A 17294-nucleotide genomic window follows, 5' to 3' on the forward strand; every position below is an offset into this window, starting at 1 on the left:
CAGATGTACTCCGAGACGTATTCCAAGACGTATTCCAAGACGTACTCCGAAACCTATTCCGAGGCCTTTTCCAGGACGGGTTCCGAGTCGTACGACGGGCACGACGTGCCCGCGCCCCGGGCGCCCGCCTGGCTCCTGGCCGGCGAGGACGACGAGAACGACAGCGACCATCCGCACATCTGCCGGGGCATCGACTGACGGAAATCGACTTCCCGTTCCGTGTTCCGTACCCCCTTTCCCACGCACCATTTCCAAGGAGAGAGCTCATGCACAGCACCTTGATCGTGGCTCGGATGGAACCGGGCTCCGCGGTCGATGTCGCCAAGTTGTTCGGCGCGTTCGACGAGACCGAGATGCCCCATCTGATGGGTACGCGACGCCGCCAGCTCTTCCACTACCGAGGTCTCTACTTCCACCTGCAGGACTTCGACGCGGACAACGGTGGCGAGCTGATCGAGAAGGCCAAGTCCGACGAGCGTTTCGTGCGCATCAGTGAGGACCTGAAGCCCCACATAGAGGCGTACGACCCGGCCACCTGGCGGTCTCCCGCCGACGCCATGGCGACGCGCTTCTACAACTGGGAGGCCTCCCGATGAGCGGCCGTCGGGACAGTCCCGCGCGGGTCGTCATCACCGGGATCGAGGTCCTCGCGCCCGGAGGCGTCGGCAAGGGCAGCTTCTGGAACCTGCTCAGCGAGGGCCGCACGGCGACGCGCGGGATCACCTTCTTCGACCCGAGCCCGTTCCGCTCGCAGGTCGCCGCGGAGATGGACTTCGACCCGGACCGGCACGGGCTCACCCCGCAGGAGGTCCGCCGGATGGACCGGGCCGCGCAGTTCGCGGTGGTCGCGGCGCGCGGCGCGGTGGCCGACAGCGGGATCGACCTCACCGCCCACGAACCGCACCGGGTGGGCGTCACCATCGGCAGCGCGGTCGGCGCCACGATGGGGCTGGACGAGGAGTACCGGATCGTCAGTGACGGCGGCCGGCTGCACCTGGTCGACCACGAGTACGCCGTACCGCACCTCTACAACTACTTCGTCCCGAGCTCCTTCTCGGCGGAGGTCGCCTGGACAGTGGGCGCGGAGGGCCCCAACACCGTGGTGTCCACCGGCTGCACCTCCGGCATCGACTCGGTCGGCTACGCCGTCGAGCTGATCCGTGAGGGCTCGGCCGACGTGATGATCGCCGGTTCGTCCGACGCGCCGATCTCGCCGATCACCATGGCCTGCTTCGACGCCATCAAGGCGACGACCCCGCGCCGGGAGGACCCCGAGCAGGCCTCGCGGCCGTTCGACGGCACCCGCAACGGGTTCGTGCTCGGCGAGGGCTGTGCGGTGTTCGTCCTGGAGGAGCTGGAGAGCGCGCGGCGCCGCGGGGCGCACATCTACGCCGAGATCGCCGGCTACGCCACCCGCAGCAACGCGTACCACATGACCGGTCTGCGGCCGGACGGTGCGGAGATGGCCGAGGCGATCACGGTGGCGCTGGACGAGGCCCGTATGAACGTGGACCAGATCGACTACATCAACGCCCACGGCTCCGGCACCAAGCAGAACGACCGGCACGAGACGGCCGCCTTCAAGAAGAGCCTCGGCGAGCACGCCTACCGCACTCCCGTGAGCTCCATCAAGTCGATGGTGGGGCACTCGCTCGGCGCGATCGGGTCGATCGAGATCGCCGCGTCCGCGCTGGCGATGGAGCACCACGTGGTGCCGCCCACGGCGAACCTGCACACCCCCGACCCGGAGTGCGACCTCGACTACGTGCCGCTCACCGCCCGCGAGCAGCTGACCGACGCGGTGCTGTCGGTGGGCAGTGGGTTCGGCGGCTTCCAGAGCGCGATGGTGCTCGCCCGTCCCGAGAGGAGCATGGCATGAACGCGGTCGTGGTGACGGGCCTCGGTGTCACGGCCCCCAACGGCCTGGGAGTTCAGGACTACTGGGCGGCGACGCTCGCCGGCAAGAGCGGCATCGGGCGGATCACCCGCTTCGACCCGTCGGGCTATCCGGCGCGGCTGGCCGGTGAGATCCCCGGCTTCGCGGCCGAGGAGCACCTGCCGAGCCGGCTGCTGCCGCAGACCGACCGGATGACCCGGCTGGCACTGGTCGCCGCCGACTGGGCGCTCGCGGACGCGGGGATACGGCCGCAGGACCTGCCCGGGTTCGACATGGGCGTGGTCACGGCGAGCTCGTCGGGCGGCTTCGAGTTCGGCCAGGGCGAGCTGCAGGCGCTGTGGAGCCGGGGCAGTCAGTACGTCAGCGCGTACCAGTCGTTCGCCTGGTTCTACGCGGTCAACAGCGGCCAGATCTCCATCCGGCACGGGATGAAGGGTCCGAGCAGCGTGGTCGTCAGCGACCAGGCGGGCGGTCTGGACGCGGTGGCGCAGGCACGCCGCCAGATCCGTAAGGGCACGGCGATCGTGGTCTCGGGCGCCGTGGACGCCTCCATCTGCCCGTGGGGCTGGGTCGCCCAGCTCGCCGCGCAGCGACTGACCACGCGCGACGAGCCCAGCCAGGCGTATCTGCCCTTCGACGGGGCCGCCGACGGGTATGTGCCGGGCGAGGGCGGTGCGCTGCTCGTCATGGAGTCCGAGGAGTCGGCGCGGTCGCGCGGTGCGCGGATCTACGGCGAGATCGCCGGGTACGCCGCGACGTTCGACCCCGCACCGGGCACCGAACGCCCGCCGGCCCTGCGCCGCGCGATCGAACTCGCCCTGAAAGACGCCGGGTTGAACGCCGACCAGGTGGACGTGGTCTTCGCCGACGCGGCGGCCGACCCCGAGCTCGACCGCATCGAGACCGAGGCGATCACGGCGGTCTTCGGCCCCCGCTCCGTCCCGGTCACCGCCCCCAAGACGATGACGGGCCGCCTCTACTCGGGCGCGGCCCCCCTGGACCTGGCCACCGCCTTCCTCGCCATCCGCGACGGCATCATCCCCCCGACCGTCCACGTGACCCCGTCCCCCGACCACCCCCTCGACCTGGTAACCGACCGCCCACGCGAGACCACACTGCGAACGGCCCTGATCCTGGCCCGGGGGTATGGGGGGTTCAACTCGGCGGCGGTGGTGCGGGGGGTGGCCTGAGGGCCCGCCGCCCATCGGGGCCCGGGGCCGGCTGGCCCACGGCCAGTGGCCCGGCAGCCAGTGACCTCCGGCCAACAGGTCACTGGTCCCCGGTCAACAGGTCACCGACCTCCGGTCAACCGACCTCCGCCCAACAGGCCACGGACCTAGGCCAACAGGCCTCCGGTCACTGAACGAGGCCTTCCGACCACCGGCCTCCCGGCCACCGGTCTTCCGGCCACCGGCTTCCCGGCCTCCGGCCAGCCGCCCACCGCCTCCGACCTCCGCCCAACAGGCCACGGACCTAGGCCAACAGGCCTCCGGTCACTGAACGAGGCCTTCCGGCCACCGGCCTCCCGGCCTCCGGCCAGCCGCCCACCGGCCTCCCGGCCTCCGGCCAGCCGCCCACCGGCCTCCCGGCCTCCGGCCAGCCGCCCACCGGCCTCCCGGCCTCCGGCCAGCCGCCCACCGGCCTCCCGGCCTCCGGCCAGCCGCCCACCGGCCTCCCGGCCTCCGGCCAGCCGCCCACCGCCTCCGGGCCACCAGGCAGCCACCCACCACCAGGCCGGGCCACCAGCCACCAACCCGTACCCGAAAGGAACTCCACGTGGAACCGCAGCAGTTCACCATCGACGACCTCAAGCGCATCCTGATCGAGGGCGCCGGCGCCGAGGAGAGCGTCGATCTTGACGGCGACATCCTCGACGCGGACTTCGAGCACCTCGGCTACGAGTCGCTGGCGCTGCTCGAGACCGGCGGCCGGATCGAGCGGGAGTACGGCATCGTCCTGGACGACGACGTCCTGTCGGAGAGCAACACGCCGCGCGCCCTGATCGATGCGGTCAACACCCAGCTGGGGGGCGGAACTCAGGCTGCCGCCTGACGCCTCGCCGTACCCGACATTTCGTGATCACGCCGCCGTCGGCGCATCCCCCACTCCACTCACCCGGCGGCGGCTCACCACTCGTCCCCCCACCCCCACACCCACACCCCTCCGTAGTCCTCCACCCAAGGGAGCTGAAAAAGCATGCCGCAGCACCAGACGCAGCGCGTCGCGCTGATCACCGGAGCCACCAGTGGCATAGGCCTGGCCGCGGCCCGGCAGCTGGGCGCCGCAGGGCACCGCGTGTTCATCGGGGCGCGTGACGCCGACAACGTGGCCGCGACGGTCAAGCAGCTCCAGGAGGAGGGCTTGGAGGCGGACGGCGCCGCCGTGGACGTCCGTTCGGCGGACGCCGTCCAGGCCTTCGTGCAGGCCGCCGTCGACCGCTTCGGCGCCGTCGACATCCTCGTCAACAACGCCGGCCGCAGCGGTGGCGGAGTGACCGCCGACATCGCCGACGAGCTGTGGGACGACGTCATCGACACCAACCTCAACAGCGTCTTCCGGATGACCCGCGAGGTGCTCAACACCGGCGGCATGCGCGGCCGCACCTGGGGCCGGATCATCAACATCGCGTCCACCGCCGGCAAGCAGGGCGTCGTCCTCGGCGCCCCCTACTCCGCCTCCAAGCACGGCGTCGTCGGCTTCACCAAAGCCCTCGGCAACGAGCTCGCCCCGACCGGCATCACCGTCAACGCCGTGTGCCCGGGCTACGTCGAGACCCCGATGGCCCAGCGCGTCCGCCAGGGCTACGCCGCCGCCTACGACACCACCGAGGACGCGATCCTCGAGAAGTTCCAGGCCAAGATCCCGCTCGGCCGCTACTCCACGCCGGAGGAGGTCGCCGGGATGGTCGGCTACCTCGCCTCCGACACCGCCGCCTCCGTCACCGCTCAGGCGATCAACGTCTGCGGCGGCCTGGGCAACTTCTGACCCCCGGCCGGCTCCCGACGCCGGCTCCTCACGCCGGCTCCCGACGCCGACGCCGACACCCGCCCGCCGGACCAACACAGGAAGATGAGGACGAGGACGTGACCACGACGGAAGAGACAACCCGCGAGGTGGCGCACGAGATCACCGTCTCGGCCCCCGCCGACGCCGTCTACCGGCTGATCGCGGAGGTGGAGAACTGGCCCCGGATCTTCCCGCCCACCATCTACGTGGACCACCTGGAGAAGGGCGAGCGCGAGGAGCGCATCCGCATCTGGGCCACCGCCAACGGCGCCCCCAAGAGCTGGACCTCGCGCCGCACCCTGGACCCCGAGAACCGCCGGATCACGTTCCGCCAGGAGGTCTCCGCGCCCCCGGTCGCCGCGATGGGCGGCGCCTGGGTGATCGAGGAACTGCCGGGCGGCGACTCACTGGTACGGCTCCTGCACGACTACCGAGCCGTCGACGACGACCCGGAGGGCCTCGCCTGGATCGACGAGGCCGTCGACCGCAACTCCCGCTCGGAGCTGGCCGCCCTGAAGGAGAACGTCGAGCGCGCCCACGCCACCCGCGAGCTGACCTTCTCCTTCGAGGACACGGTGCTCATCGAGGGCTCCGCCAAGGACGTGTACGACTTCATCAACGAGGCCCACCTCTGGGTGGACCGGCTGCCGCACGTGGCCCGCGTCGGCTTCGAGGAGCCCACGCCCGGCCTCCAGGTGCTGGAGATGGACACCAGGGCCAAGGACGGCTCGACGCACACCACCAAGTCGTACCGGGTGACCTTCCCGCACCGCGCGATCGCCTACAAGCAGGTCACCCTGCCGGCCCTGATGACGCTGCACACCGGCCTGTGGACGTTCGAGGAGTACCCGCGCGGGGTCGCCGCCACCTCGCAGCACACGGTGGTGCTCAACCCGGACAACATCGAGCGGATCCTCGGCTCCGACGCGACCGTCGAGGACGCCCGCGAGTACGTCCAGGGCGCCCTGAGCACCAACAGCCGCGCCACGCTGGGGCACGCCAGGGACCACGCGGAGAAGAGCCGCTGACCATGGCCGACGACACCTCCCGCGCCCTGGCGGACGAGGCCTCCCGGGTGACGGGCGACGACTTCTCCCCGGCCACCCGGGTCATCGTGGTCGGCGCGGGCCCCGTCGGCCTCTTCCTCGCCGGCGAGCTGCGCCTCGGCGGCGCCGACGTGGTCGTACTGGAACGCCTGCGCATCCCCACCACGGAGTCCCGGGCCTCCACGCTGCACGCCCGTACGGCGGAACTCTTCGACTGCCGCGGGCTCCTGGACGCGCTCGGCGACCCGCCCCGGGAGCCGCGCGGCCACTTCGGCGGCGTACCGATGGACCTGACCGTGCCCGGCCCGTACTCGGGCCAGTGGAAGGTGCCCCAGACCAGGACCGAGGACCTGCTCCAGGGCTGGGCCGGCGCCCTCGGCGCCGACGTCCGCCGTGGCTGGGAGGTGCGCGAACTCGCCCAGGAGGACGGGTACGTGGAGGTCACGGCCGACACCCCGGACGGCGTACGTCGGCTGCGGGCGGCGTATGTCGTCGCCTGCGACGGCGAGGACAGCACCGTGCGGCGGTTGACCGGGGCGGCCTTCCCCGGCACCCCGGCGGGACGGGAACTGCTGCGCGCCGACATCGCCGGGATCGACATCCCGAACCGGCGTTTCGAGCGCCGGGAGCACGGGCTGGCCATTGCGGCCCGGATGCCCGGCGGTGTCACCCGCGTGATGGTGCATGCCTTCGGCCGCCCGGCCCGGCCCCGGACGGGACCGCCGGAGTTCGCCGAGGTGGTGGACGTATGGCGAAGCGTCACCGGCGAGGACCTGAGCGGCGGACGCCCGGTGTGGCTCAACTCCTTCGGCGACGCCAACCAGCAGCTGGAGCGGTATCGGCACGGCCGGGTGCTGTTCGCCGGCGACGCCGCCCACCGGCAGATGCCGAGCGGCGGCCAGGCGCTCAACCTCGGCCTCCAGGACGCGGCCAACCTGGGCTGGAAGCTGGCCGCGGTGGCCTGCGGCCGGGTCCCGGCGGGGCTGCTCGACACCTACCACGACGAGCGGCACGAGGTCGGGCGCCGGGTGCTCGCCAACATCCGGGCCCAGGCGCTGCTGTTGCTCGGCGGGCCGGAGGTGGAACCGGCGCGCACCCTGCTCGGCGAGCTCATCGCCGCGGGACCCACGCGGGACCACCTCGCGGCGATGATCACCGGGCTCGACATCCGCTACCCCGTGGGCGGCGGCACCCACCCCCTGCTCGGCGCCCGGCTCCCGCTCGGCACGCTGCCGACGCCGGACGGCCCGGTCGGCGTCGCCGAGTCCCTGCGCGACGGGCGCGGACTGCTGCTGGTCGCCGACTCAGCCCGGGCCGAACTGCGCTGGCTCGGCAAGGTCTGGTCCGACCGTGTCACTCCGGTGGCGGTACGACGGGACTCGGCCGAGCCGCTGCACGGTGCCGACGGGCTGCTGATCCGCCCCGACGGCCATGTCGCCTGGGCGGGGGAGGACCCGTGGGCGGCGTCGGCGGCGATCCGCCACTGGTTCGGACGGCCCGATCCCGGGCTCTGACCGGGAGACGCGACGCCGGACACCACGGTCATGGCAATTCAGATGAAATCATCTCAATTCAGGTTCAGAGAGGGAAGCGCTGTGGACACGGATGTGACGGACGTGATCGTCGTCGGGGCGGGGCCGACCGGCCTCATGCTGGCCGGGGAACTGCGGCTGGGCGGCGCCCGGGTCGTCGTCGTGGAGAAGCTGGCACGGCCGACCGGGCAGTCCCGGGGGCTGGGGTTCACGGCCCGCGCGATGGAGGTGTTCGACCAGCGCGGGCTGCTGCCGCGGTTCGGCGCGCTGGAGAAGAGCCCGATGGGGCACTTCGGCGGCGTGCAGTTCGACTACACCGTCCTGGAGGACGCCCACTTCGGCGCGCGGGGCGTCCCGCAGTCGCAGACGGAGGCCGTCCTGGAGGAATGGGCCGGCGAACTGGGAGCGGACATCCGGCGCGGCTGGGAACTCGCCAAGCTGGCCGAGGACGGCGACGGCGTCGAGATCGTGGCGGTCACGCCCGAGGGCGAGCAGCGGCTGCGCGGGGCGTACCTGGTGGGCTGCGACGGCGGGCAGAGCGTCGTGCGCAAGGCCGCCGGGTTCGACTTCCCCGGGCTCGCGGCCACCCGCCGCATGTACCTGGCCGACGTCACCGGCTGCGAGATCCGGCCCCGCTTCCTGGGGGAGCGGCTGGAGAACGGCATGGTGATGGCCGCGCCGCTGGCGCCGGGCGTCGACCGGATCATCGTGTGCGAGGACGGCACGCCGGCCGGGGACCGGCCCGAGGAGGTGGAGTTCGACGAGGTCGCCGCCGCCTGGGAGCGCATCACCGGCGAGTCGCTGGCCGGTGGCGGCGCCGACTGGGTCAGCTCCTTCACGGACGCCACCCGCCAGGTCTCCGCCTACCGCAGGGGCCGGGTGCTGCTCGCCGGGGACGCCGCGCACGTCCATCTGCCGGCCGGCGGACAGGGGCTCAGCACAGGCGTGCAGGACGCGGTCAACCTCGGCTGGAAGCTGGCCGCGGTGATCCGCGGTGAGCTGCCTGACGCCCTCATCGACAGCTACCACGACGAACGGCACCCCGTCGGCGCCCGGCTGCTGATGAACACCCGCGCGCAGGGCATGATCTTCCTCGGCGGCGCCGAGGCCGACCCGGTGCGCAAGGTGTTCGGCGAGCTGATGGAGCTGGAGGACGTACGCCGCCGACTGGCCGGCGTCGTCAGCCACCTCGACATCACCTACGACCTCGGCCCCGGCACCCACCCCCTCGTCGGCCGCCGCCTGCCCCCGCGCCCGCTCCACCTGTCCGACGGCACCCCGACCACCACGACGGCCCTGCTGCACCCGGCCCGCGGTGTCCTGCTCGACCTGACGGACGACGCCAACCTCCGCGAGGCCGCGGCCACCTGGGCCGACCGGGTCACCGTCGTCACGGCCACCCCCGAACACTTCGGCGTCTTCGCCGGCGCGACGGCCCTGCTGGTCCGCCCCGACGGCCATGTGGCCTGGGCGGCCGTCGGCGAGAGCACCACAGCCTCCACCCGGCGCCCCCCGACCGCCGCCGCCCCCGCCTCCGGCCCCACGACGGCCGACGGCCGTGTCTCCGGCCCACTGGCCGCGGACGCGCCTGTCTCCGCTGTCTCCGCGCCTGCCTCCGGTGCCGTGCCCGCCGGCGCGCCGGCCTCCGGCCCCGTGCCCGCCGGAGCTCCCGGTCCCGTTCCTTCGCCCGCCGGTGGCCGCATCCCCAGCCCCACGGCTGCCGACAGCCCCGTCCCCGGCACCCTCCGCGGTGCCGAGGCCACGACACCCGAGGCCGACTGGCCGTTCGCGGACGACCCGACCGGTATCGAGGCCCTCGTCATCGCCCTGCACCACTGGTTCGGCACCCCGGAGGTGGCGTAGCACGATGGTCACGTCCCTGTCGGTCGGCCCGCGCGTGCGGCGGATCACGCTCGATGCCGCCGGGTACACCCTGTCGGCCCTGCTGAGCGCACCCGAGAGCACGCCGCCGCGTGCCACCGTGGTCGCCCTGCACGGGGCCGGGATGAGCGCGGGGTACTTCGACGGCGGGGCCCAACCGGACGCCTCCCTGTGCGCGTTGGGAGCGCATCTGGGGTACGCGGTCCTCGCCGTCGACCGGCCCGGCTACGGCGACTCCGCCGCCGGGCTCCCCGAAGGCCTGGACCTCGCCGGGCAGGCCCGCGTCCTGCGGGCCGCGCTCGACCACTTCGACGCCGAGTACGACATCGGCATCGGTACGTTCCTGCTCGCGCACTCCTTCGGCGGCAAACTCGCCCTCACCCTGGCCGCCGAAGCCCCGCCCGCCGAACTGCTGGGCCTGGACATCTCCGGCTGCGGCCACCGCTACGCCCCGCGCTCCGCGGAACTGCTCACCGGCCCCGACCGGGCCCGCTGGAAGCACAACTGGGGCCGGCTCGGCCTCTATCCGCCCGCCACCTTCAAGCGCAGCGCCGCCTTCGTGAAGCCCATCCCCGAACTGGAGCTGCGGGCCGCCTCGGACTGGCCTGACGTCTTCGACGCGCTCGCCCCGCGCGTGCGCGTCCCCGTACGCCTGACCTTCGCCGAGCACGAACTGTGGTGGCGGCACGACGCCGACGCCCTCGACGACCTGCGGGCGAGGCTGAGCGCCGCGCCGCGCGTGGTCGTCGACCGGCAGCCGGACGCCGGGCACAACATCAGCCTGGGCCTGACGGCCCGCGCCTACCACCTGCGCGCGCTCGCCTTCTTCGAGGAGTGCCTGTACTTCGAGGAAGGCATGCCGGAGCGGGACGGTCCATGACCCCGGCCAGGACACCACGCACTCCTCGACGCACAGCACTGCGCAAGTCCCGACGACCGCCCCGCCGACTCCTGGCCACCAGCCTGCGCTCCCTGACCGTACGCAACTTCCGTCTCTTCGCCGGCGGTCAGATCGCGTCCGCCACCGGCACCTGGATGATGGTCGTCGCCCAGGACTGGCTCGTGCTCGAACTGACCGGCGACTCCGGCACGGCCCTCGCCACGGTCACCGCGCTCCAGTTCACGCCGATGCTGCTGCTGACGCTGTACGGCGGCCGTATCGCCGACCGGTACGACAAGCGGGCCCTGCTGACCGGCGCCAACGTCGTCTCCGGTGTGCTGGCGCTGCTGCTCGGCCTGCTGGTCACCGGCGGCGCGGCCGAGCTGTGGCACGTCTACGTCTTCGCACTCGCCCTCGGCGTCGCGAACGCTGTGGAGGTCCCGGCCCGGCTGTCCTTCATCGCCGAGCTGGTGGGACCCGACCTGGTGCCCAACGCGTCCGCGCTCAGCGGCGCCTACTTCAACATCGCGCGGGTGCTGGGCCCGTCCCTGGCCGGGCTGCTGATCGAGGCCGCCGGCACCGGCACCGTGATGCTGCTCAACGCGGCGAGCTACGCGGCGACCGTGGCCGGGCTGCGCGCCATGCGGCCCGGGGAACTGCACCGACCGCCCCGCCCGGCCGCGGGCCAGGCCCGGGTCACCGAGGGGCTGGCCCATCTGCGGTCCCGGCCCGACCTGGTGGCGACGTTGGCCCTGCTCGCGGCGGTGTCGCTGTTCGGCCTGAACCTCCAGCTGACCCTGCCGCTCATGGCCCGTACCGTCTTCCACACCGACGCCGCCGCCTTCGGCCTGCTCACCGCGGCGCTCGCCGCCGGATCGCTGCTGGCCGCCTTCACCGGCACCCTGCGCCGGGGCCGCCCCCGGGCCCGCCTGGTCATCGGCTGGGCCTGTGCCTTCGGCGCCCTCGCGGCGGCCACCGGCTGGGCGCCGAACCTGGCGACGGCGCTGGTCCTGCTGGTACCGACCGGCTTCGCGTCCCTGTACTTCGCGCAGGCCGCCAACCACCGGGTCCAGCTGGGCAGCGACCCTGCCTACCGGGGCCGTGTCATGGCCCTCTACACCCTGATCCTCCAGGGCAGCGCCCCGCTCGGCGCCCTGTTCGTGGGCGTCGTCACCCAGTACCTCGGCACCCGTTCCGCGCTGTGGGCGGGCGGCCTGATCTCCCTGGCGGCCGCCCTCGTAGCGGCGGCGGCCGACCGCAGTGACACACGCGCCCCGGCCACCACCCCGGCCGACCGGCCCCAGGAACACCCGCACCCCCACCCGGCGGACCCGAAGACCGACCCAATAGCCGACCCCGCAACCGAACCCGCATCCGAACCCACGCCCGGCACCGGGAGCCGCCCATGAACCTCCCCCGCATTCCGAACACCCCACGCGATACCCGGGAGTTGGGTCCGTCGGACCTGCACGTCTGGCTGCTGCCGCCCCCCGCCTCGCCGCGCGAGATACCGGTCGGCGAACTCGACGAGCACGAGCGGCGCCGGGCGGCCGCCTACCGCAGGCAGAGCGACCGGCAGATGTACGTCGCCGCCCACGTGGGCCTGCGCCGGGTCCTGTCGGTCTACACCGGCGTAGCACCCCGGCGCCTGCCCCTCGGCCGGGAGTGGTGCGAGGAGTGCGGGGAACGGCACGGCCGGCCGGTCCTGGTCGATCTGCCGGGCGCCCCCGAGTTCTCGCTCTCGCACAGCCACGGCCTGGCCCTGGTCGCGGTCGCCCGCACTCGCGTCGGCGTCGACGTCCAGGCGCTGCCGTCGCCGGAGACCGTCGACGCCTGTCTGCCCCTGCTGCACCCGGCCGAGCGGCAGGAGATCACCCGGCTCCCCGCCGACCGGCGCCAGAGGGCCTTCGCACGGCTGTGGTCCCGCAAGGAGGCGTATCTGAAGGGCCTCGGCACCGGGCTCGCCCGCGCGGCCGACCTCGACTACCTCGGCGAGGCCGCCGAGTCCTGGCGCCCGACCGGCTGGACGGTGCGCAACATGCCCCTGTGCGACGGCCATGTCGGCGCCGCCGCGCTGGCCGGCAGCAAGGACTGGCGGGCCGCCCTGCACCCGGTGCCCGCCGAGTGGCTCCACACCCGGGACGCCGACCGGCGGATCTCCGCCGTCCAGCCGGCCCTGCGCACGGTACTGCGCGCCCACGACCCGTCCGCCGTCCGGACGCACGCCCTCATCGACACCAGGAACAGGAAGGAAAGGGCCCAGGCATCATGACCGTAACCGTCACCGAACCCCGAGCTCCCGAAGCTCCCGTGCTCGACACCGCCCCGGACACCAGCGAGGCGGACCGGCTCACGGAACTGCGGACCATCAAGGAACGCGCCCGCAACGGCCCCGACCCCAAGGCCACCGAACGCCAGCACGCCAAGGGCAAGCTCACCGCCCGCGAACGCATCGAACTCCTCCTCGACCCCGGCTCGTTCACCGAGGTCGAGGCCCTGCGCCGACACCGCGCCCAGGGCTTCGGCCTGGAGGCGAAGCGGCCGTACACCGACGGCGTCGTCACCGGCTGGGGCACGGTGGAGGGCCGCACGGTCTTCGTCTACGCCCATGACTTCCGCATCTTCGGCGGCGCCCTCGGCGAGGCCCACGCCCAGAAGATCCACAAGCTGATGGACATGGCCATCGCGGCGGGCGCACCCCTGGTCTCCCTCAACGACGGCGCGGGCGCCCGCATCCAGGAGGGCGTCTCCGCCCTGGCCGGCTACGGCGGCATCTTCCAGCGCAACACCAAGGCGTCCGGCGTCATCCCGCAGATCAGCGTGATGCTCGGCCCGTGCGCGGGCGGCGCGGCCTACTCACCCGCCCTGACCGACTTCGTCTTCGCCGTACGCGACATCTCCCAGATGTTCATCACCGGCCCGGACGTGGTGAAGGCGGTGACCGGCGAAGAGATCACCCAGAACGGCCTCGGCGGCGCCGACGTGCACGGCGGTATCTCCGGCGTCGCCCACTTCGTCTACGACGACGAGCGCACCTGCCTCGAAGAGGTCCGCTACCTCCTGTCCCTGCTCCCCTCCAACAACCGCGAACTGCCGCCCGCCCACCCCACCGACGACCCCGCGGACCGCCCCGGCGACGCGCTGCTCGACCTGGTCCCCGAGGACGGCAACCGCTCCTACGACATCCGCAAGGTGATCGAGGAACTCGTCGACGACGGCGACTACTTGGAGGTCCACGCCGCCTTCGCCACCAACATCGTCTGCGCGCTGGCCCGCCTCGACGGCCACGTCGTGGGCATCGTCGCCAACCAGCCCGCCTCCATGGCCGGCGTGCTCGACATCCGGGCGAGCGAAAAGGGCGCGCGGTTCGTGCAGTTCTGCGACGCGTTCAACATCCCGCTGATCACCCTGGTGGACGTGCCCGGCTTCCTGCCCGGCGTCGACCAGGAGCACGAGGGCATCATCCGCCGCGGGGCGAAGCTCCTCTACGCGTACTGCAACGCCACCGTGCCCCGCGTCTCGGTCGTCCTGCGCAAGGCCTACGGCGGCGCCTACATCGTCATGGACTCCCGCTCCATCGGCGCCGACGTCGCCCTCGCCTGGCCCACCAACGAGATCGCCGTGATGGGAGCGGAGGGCGCGGCGAACGTCGTGTTCCGCCGGGAGATCGCGGCCGCCGACGACCCCGAGGCGATGCGCCGCCAGAAGATCGCGGAATACAAGGACGAACTGGTCCACCCCTACTACGCGGCCGAGCGCGGCCTCGTCGACGACGTGATCGACCCCCGCGAGACCCGGCAGATCCTCAGCCGTGCCGTGGCGATGCTCGCCACCAAGTCCGCGGCCCTGCCCACCCGCAAGCACGGCAACCCGCCCCAGTAGGAGCCCGCATGACCACGACCCGGACCCAGACCCCGACCCCCCACCCGTCGACCTCCGACCTGCTCACCGCCACGTCCTTCAAGGTCCTGCGGGGCGAGCCGAGTCCCGAGGAACTCGCGGCGTTCACAGCCGTCCTGACCCTGCGTCTGACCACCCCGGACGCCACCCACGCCCCCACCCCGCAACGCGCCGCCACGGCCCACTGGACCCGCCCGGAACGCCTGCGTGCCTACGCCTGCCCACGGGCCTGGCACGGCTGAGGCGCCAACTGGCCTCCCGTCGCTGTCCGTTGTCGCACGACAACACGCCGTAGCCGGTATGGTTGCCCCCGTGACGCACCCGATGGGTGCGTCCTCCCTTCATTCCGGGCCCCACCTCGTCGGGGCCCGGCCCGACGAGAGCGGCTCCGGGACCGTGGCCGGCCGCCTCACGTCGAAGGGAGGACGCCCCCGGATGGGCGTCACGAGGAGCAGAAACTGACTTTCGTCATGCGGCTGATCCGGCTTCTGCCGGAGCGAGCGGCAAGGCACGCGAGGAGGTGGGTGCTCTGGTGGTGCAGCAGGTAGCCGGATGTCCCCATACCGCGTGGGGACATCCGACAGGCTCTTGCTGAGCCGGGCCTCGCTCGAAGTTGTCCGCTTCGGGCGAGGCCCACTTTCCGGATGTCCCGAAAGCCACTGGGGACATCCGACAGGCCCTTGCTGAGCGCGGGCCACCGTCCGGTCACACGGCCGGGCGAGGGCCCTTCTGCACCCAAGTACAGCACAACGGCCCCCCACCCGGCAGCACGATCACCCACTGTTCACGCGACCGCGCGCCGAGTCGACGGCCCCTGTCGCGAGGGCGATGAGCAGTGCCGCGGCCGCCGCTGAGACCGGCACGCCGTAGGCCGCCGCGGGGGAGAGGTGCTCCGCCAGCCAGCCGCCGGTCGCACTGCCGCACGCGATGCCGCCGAGCAGGGCGGTCACCGCGAGGGTCATGCCCTCGTTGAGGTGGCCTTCCGGGGTGCGCTGCTGGACCAGGGCCATGTTGGTGATCATGGTCGGGGCCGTGGCCATGCCGGCGAACAGCAGCGCGACGCACAGCAGCGGGAGCGAGCCGGTGAGGGACGCGGCGAGCAGGGGCAGCGTCAGCAGCGCGGTCATCGCCGCTATGCACCACACGTAGCGGTACTCGGCGGGACCGGAGAGCCGCAGCCGCCCGTACAGCAGACCCGCCGCACAGGAACCGGCCGCCTGGAGCGCGAGCACCGCACCCGCCGCCGTCCGGTGGCCCTGGGCGTCCGCGAACGCGATCGTGACGACCTCCGTCGACCCGAACACCGCTCCCATGGCGAGGCAGACGGCCAGCAGCGGGGGCATGCCGGGAGCGCGGAACGGTGACGTGCCGGCGGCCTCGGCCGTGGGGGCCCAGGGCGGTGGTTCCGTCGACCGCTGGGCCGCGAACGCCAGCACACCCGTCACCAGGAGCACCACCCCGACGAGCGTCCCCGCCTCCGGGAAGAAGGTCCCGCACAGGAAGGCCGCGAGCACCGGGCCCAGCATGAAGCACAGCTCGTCCGCGGCCTGTTCGAAGGAGTTCGCGGTGTGCAGGGCCTCGGGGTCGCCCTTGAGCAGGTGCGCCCAGCGGGCGCGGGACATGCCGCCGGTGTTGGGGGTCGTCGCGGTGGCGGCGTACGCGGCGAAGAGGGTCCAGGCGGGGGCGTCGTAGCGCACGCACAGCAGCAGCGCGAGGCTGCCCAGCGCCGCGCAGAGCGTGGCGGGTACGGCGACCCGGGCCTGGCCGTACCGGTCGACGAGCCGCGCCGTCCAGGGGGCGACCAGCGCGGTCGCCGCGAGGCCGGTCGCGGTGACGGCGCCGGCGAGGGCGTACGACCCCCGGGTACCGGCGATCATCACGACCGCGCTCACGCTGAACATGCCCATGGGGAGGCGGGCGGCCAGGTTCGCGAGGGTGAAGGCGCGGGTGCCGGGGTGGGCGAAGAGCCGGCGGTACGGGCGGGAGGAGTGACCGGCGGAGGGGGCGGGGGCGTTCGTGGACGGCGACTGCGGCATGGCTCCACCGTCGCCCGCAGTGGATCAAGGGGTCCAACACCTGTTCGGGACGGATTCACGCACCTGTGTTGTGAGAGACGCGCGAGCTGTAAATTCCCCCGCATGCCCGCTGCCGCCCCCGCCCACCTCGACCCCCGCCTCCTGCGCGCCTTCCTCGCCGTGGCGGACGAGCTGCACTTCACGCGCGCCGCGGCCCGTCTGTACGTCGCCCAGCAGGCGCTGAGCCGGGACGTACGGCGGCTGGAGCGGGAGTTGGGCGCCGAGCTGTTCGTGCGGACGACCCGGTACGTCACGCTGACGGCCGACGGCGAGCGGCTGGTGCCGTACGCCCGCCGTGCCCTCCAGGCCCAGGACGACCTGCTCGCCGCCTTCGGCCAGGCGCGGCCCCTGCTGGTGGACCTGAACTCGCCGGGCCTGGTCACCGGCCGCCGGGTCCTGCACCGGGCCCGCGAACTCGCCCCCGAGCACGAACTGATGGCCCGCTACGAGAGCGGCCTGACGGGTGCGGCCGCGGAGCTGGTCGCGGGGCGGCTGGACGCGTCCTTCGGACGGTTCGCGGGACTGGACCCGGCGCTGCGGGCCGGCCTCGACCATCAGCCGGTCCGCTACGAGCCGATGGCGATCGTGCTGCCCGAGGACCATCCGCTGGCCGCCCTGGAGCGGGTGCCGCTGGCCGCGCTGGCCGGCGAGACCGTGTACGCCGGTGCCGGCAACCCCCGTACCCCGGAGTGGACCGACCTCGCGCACCGGCTCTTCGACGGGCGGGGCATCGAGGTCGCCCCGCCCGCGCCGCTCGCCGTCGGCGACGAGGAGTTCCAGCGGATCATGGCCAAGCTGCGCCACCCCGTCCTCGCCGTCGTCGACTTCCCGGCCATGCCCGGGACCGTGCTGCGTCCCCTGACCGACCCCGTGCCCTTGTCGCCGGTGTCGCTGGTGTGGCGAAAGGGCCTCGCGCACCCCGCGTTCGACGCCCTGCGACACGCCGCGGCCCGGCTCGCGGCCGAAGAGGGGTGGCTGGAGCCGCCCGCCGATGGATGGGTCTCGGACGCGGACTCCACATCCTGGGTGTATACAACTAACGGCCCGACGTGAGCGCCATCACTTGTACGTCAAATG

At 72.9% G+C, this 17294-nt stretch carries 15 protein-coding genes and 1 pseudogene; 15 read left to right on the forward strand and 1 reads right to left on the reverse strand.

Going from position 1 to position 17294, the window contains the following annotated elements; all coding sequences use genetic code 11:
• The first annotated feature begins 3 nt into the window (after nt 1-3).
• The 14 genes and pseudogenes from OG331_RS30220 to OG331_RS30285 all read left to right on the forward strand — a co-directional run bounded on the left by OG331_RS30220 (nt 4) and on the right by OG331_RS30285 (nt 14384).
• Entirely contained in the window at nt 4-198 is a 195-nt protein-coding gene (locus OG331_RS30220) for a hypothetical protein (RefSeq protein WP_406201991.1), read from the forward strand.
• Between the two features lie 68 nt (nt 199-266).
• A complete protein-coding gene (locus tag OG331_RS30225) occupies nt 267-596 on the forward strand; it encodes a TcmI family type II polyketide cyclase (RefSeq protein ID WP_328881300.1) in 330 nt (109 codons plus the stop codon).
• Nucleotides 593-1879, forward strand: a complete 1287-nt coding sequence (locus OG331_RS30230; RefSeq protein WP_406201994.1) for a beta-ketoacyl-[acyl-carrier-protein] synthase family protein — start codon at nt 593-595, stop codon at nt 1877-1879. Before OG331_RS30225 ends, OG331_RS30230 begins: the two co-directional genes overlap by 4 nt.
• On the forward strand, nt 1876-3087 hold the full coding sequence (locus OG331_RS30235; RefSeq protein WP_406201997.1) for a ketosynthase chain-length factor: 1212 nt from the start codon (nt 1876-1878) through the stop codon (nt 3085-3087). The genes OG331_RS30230 and OG331_RS30235 overlap by 4 nt, the downstream gene beginning before the upstream one ends.
• A 586-nt stretch (nt 3088-3673) precedes the next feature.
• Nucleotides 3674-3949: an acyl carrier protein gene (locus OG331_RS30240; protein ID WP_406201999.1), complete on the forward strand. Its 276-nt coding sequence runs from the start codon at nt 3674-3676 to the stop codon at nt 3947-3949.
• Nucleotides 3950-4093: 144 nt separating this feature from the next.
• Entirely contained in the window at nt 4094-4882 is a 789-nt protein-coding gene (fabG, locus tag OG331_RS30245; protein WP_328881304.1) for a 3-oxoacyl-ACP reductase FabG, read from the forward strand.
• A 98-nt stretch (nt 4883-4980) separates the two neighbouring features.
• Nucleotides 4981-5931, forward strand: a complete 951-nt coding sequence (locus OG331_RS30250; RefSeq protein WP_406202002.1) for an aromatase/cyclase — start codon at nt 4981-4983, stop codon at nt 5929-5931.
• A 2-nt stretch (nt 5932-5933) separates the two neighbouring features.
• Nucleotides 5934-7463 carry an FAD-dependent monooxygenase gene (locus tag OG331_RS30255; protein WP_406202004.1) on the forward strand — a complete coding sequence of 510 codons (1530 nt, stop codon included), beginning with the start codon at nt 5934-5936 and terminating at the stop codon, nt 7461-7463.
• 42 nt (nt 7464-7505) lie between these two features.
• A pseudogene (locus OG331_RS30260) lies at nt 7506-8969 on the forward strand (FAD-dependent monooxygenase); the annotation flags it as partial.
• Between the two features lie 379 nt (nt 8970-9348).
• The gene (locus tag OG331_RS30265; protein ID WP_406202006.1) at nt 9349-10242 is read left to right on the forward strand and encodes an alpha/beta hydrolase; all 894 of its coding nucleotides are present in this window, start codon (nt 9349-9351) and stop codon (nt 10240-10242) included.
• On the forward strand, nt 10239-11651 hold the full coding sequence (locus OG331_RS30270; RefSeq protein ID WP_406202008.1) for an MFS transporter: 1413 nt from the start codon (nt 10239-10241) through the stop codon (nt 11649-11651). The genes OG331_RS30265 and OG331_RS30270 overlap by 4 nt, the downstream gene beginning before the upstream one ends.
• The gene (locus OG331_RS30275; RefSeq protein ID WP_406202011.1) at nt 11648-12514 is read left to right on the forward strand and encodes a 4'-phosphopantetheinyl transferase family protein; all 867 of its coding nucleotides are present in this window, start codon (nt 11648-11650) and stop codon (nt 12512-12514) included. Before OG331_RS30270 ends, OG331_RS30275 begins: the two co-directional genes overlap by 4 nt.
• On the forward strand, nt 12511-14124 hold the full coding sequence (locus OG331_RS30280) for an acyl-CoA carboxylase subunit beta (RefSeq protein ID WP_406202013.1): 1614 nt from the start codon (nt 12511-12513) through the stop codon (nt 14122-14124). The genes OG331_RS30275 and OG331_RS30280 overlap by 4 nt, the downstream gene beginning before the upstream one ends.
• A gap of 8 nt (nt 14125-14132) precedes the next feature.
• Nucleotides 14133-14384, forward strand: coding sequence for an acyl-CoA carboxylase subunit epsilon (locus OG331_RS30285; RefSeq protein WP_406202016.1), 252 nt, complete (start codon nt 14133-14135; stop codon nt 14382-14384).
• A 531-nt stretch (nt 14385-14915) separates the two neighbouring features.
• Here the strand turns inward: OG331_RS30285 and OG331_RS30290 are convergent.
• Nucleotides 14916-16178, reverse strand: coding sequence for an MFS transporter (locus OG331_RS30290; RefSeq protein WP_406202018.1), 1263 nt, complete (start codon nt 16176-16178; stop codon nt 14916-14918).
• Between the two features lie 102 nt (nt 16179-16280).
• On the opposite strand from OG331_RS30290, the gene OG331_RS30295 reads away from it, so the two are divergent.
• Entirely contained in the window at nt 16281-17270 is a 990-nt protein-coding gene (locus OG331_RS30295) for a LysR family transcriptional regulator (protein ID WP_406202021.1), read from the forward strand.
• Nucleotides 17271-17294 lie beyond the last annotated feature (24 nt).

This window comes from Streptomyces sp. NBC_01017 (assembly GCF_045162795.1).
GTDB classification, from domain to species: domain Bacteria; phylum Actinomycetota; class Actinomycetes; order Streptomycetales; family Streptomycetaceae; genus Streptomyces; species Streptomyces machairae.

Bases quoted from the DNA above. Each gene is read 5' to 3' on its own strand.
- fabG (WP_328881304.1), top strand. From the start codon at position 4,094: ATGCCGCAGCACCAGACGCAGCGCGTCGCGCTGATCACCGGAGCCACC.
- OG331_RS30280 (WP_406202013.1), top strand. From the start codon at position 12,511: ATGACCGTAACCGTCACCGAACCCCGAGCTCCCGAAGCTCCCGTGCTC.
- OG331_RS30230 (WP_406201994.1), top strand. From the start codon at position 593: ATGAGCGGCCGTCGGGACAGTCCCGCGCGGGTCGTCATCACCGGGATC.
- OG331_RS30275 (WP_406202011.1), top strand. From the start codon at position 11,648: ATGAACCTCCCCCGCATTCCGAACACCCCACGCGATACCCGGGAGTTG.
- OG331_RS30270 (WP_406202008.1), top strand. From the start codon at position 10,239: ATGACCCCGGCCAGGACACCACGCACTCCTCGACGCACAGCACTGCGC.
- OG331_RS30255 (WP_406202004.1), top strand. From the start codon at position 5,934: ATGGCCGACGACACCTCCCGCGCCCTGGCGGACGAGGCCTCCCGGGTG.
- OG331_RS30235 (WP_406201997.1), top strand. From the start codon at position 1,876: ATGAACGCGGTCGTGGTGACGGGCCTCGGTGTCACGGCCCCCAACGGC.
- OG331_RS30290 (WP_406202018.1), bottom strand. From the start codon at position 16,178: ATGCCGCAGTCGCCGTCCACGAACGCCCCCGCCCCCTCCGCCGGTCAC.
- OG331_RS30285 (WP_406202016.1), top strand. From the start codon at position 14,133: ATGACCACGACCCGGACCCAGACCCCGACCCCCCACCCGTCGACCTCC.
- OG331_RS30220 (WP_406201991.1), top strand. From the start codon at position 4: ATGTACTCCGAGACGTATTCCAAGACGTATTCCAAGACGTACTCCGAA.
- OG331_RS30225 (WP_328881300.1), top strand. From the start codon at position 267: ATGCACAGCACCTTGATCGTGGCTCGGATGGAACCGGGCTCCGCGGTC.
- OG331_RS30265 (WP_406202006.1), top strand. From the start codon at position 9,349: ATGGTCACGTCCCTGTCGGTCGGCCCGCGCGTGCGGCGGATCACGCTC.
- OG331_RS30295 (WP_406202021.1), top strand. From the start codon at position 16,281: ATGCCCGCTGCCGCCCCCGCCCACCTCGACCCCCGCCTCCTGCGCGCC.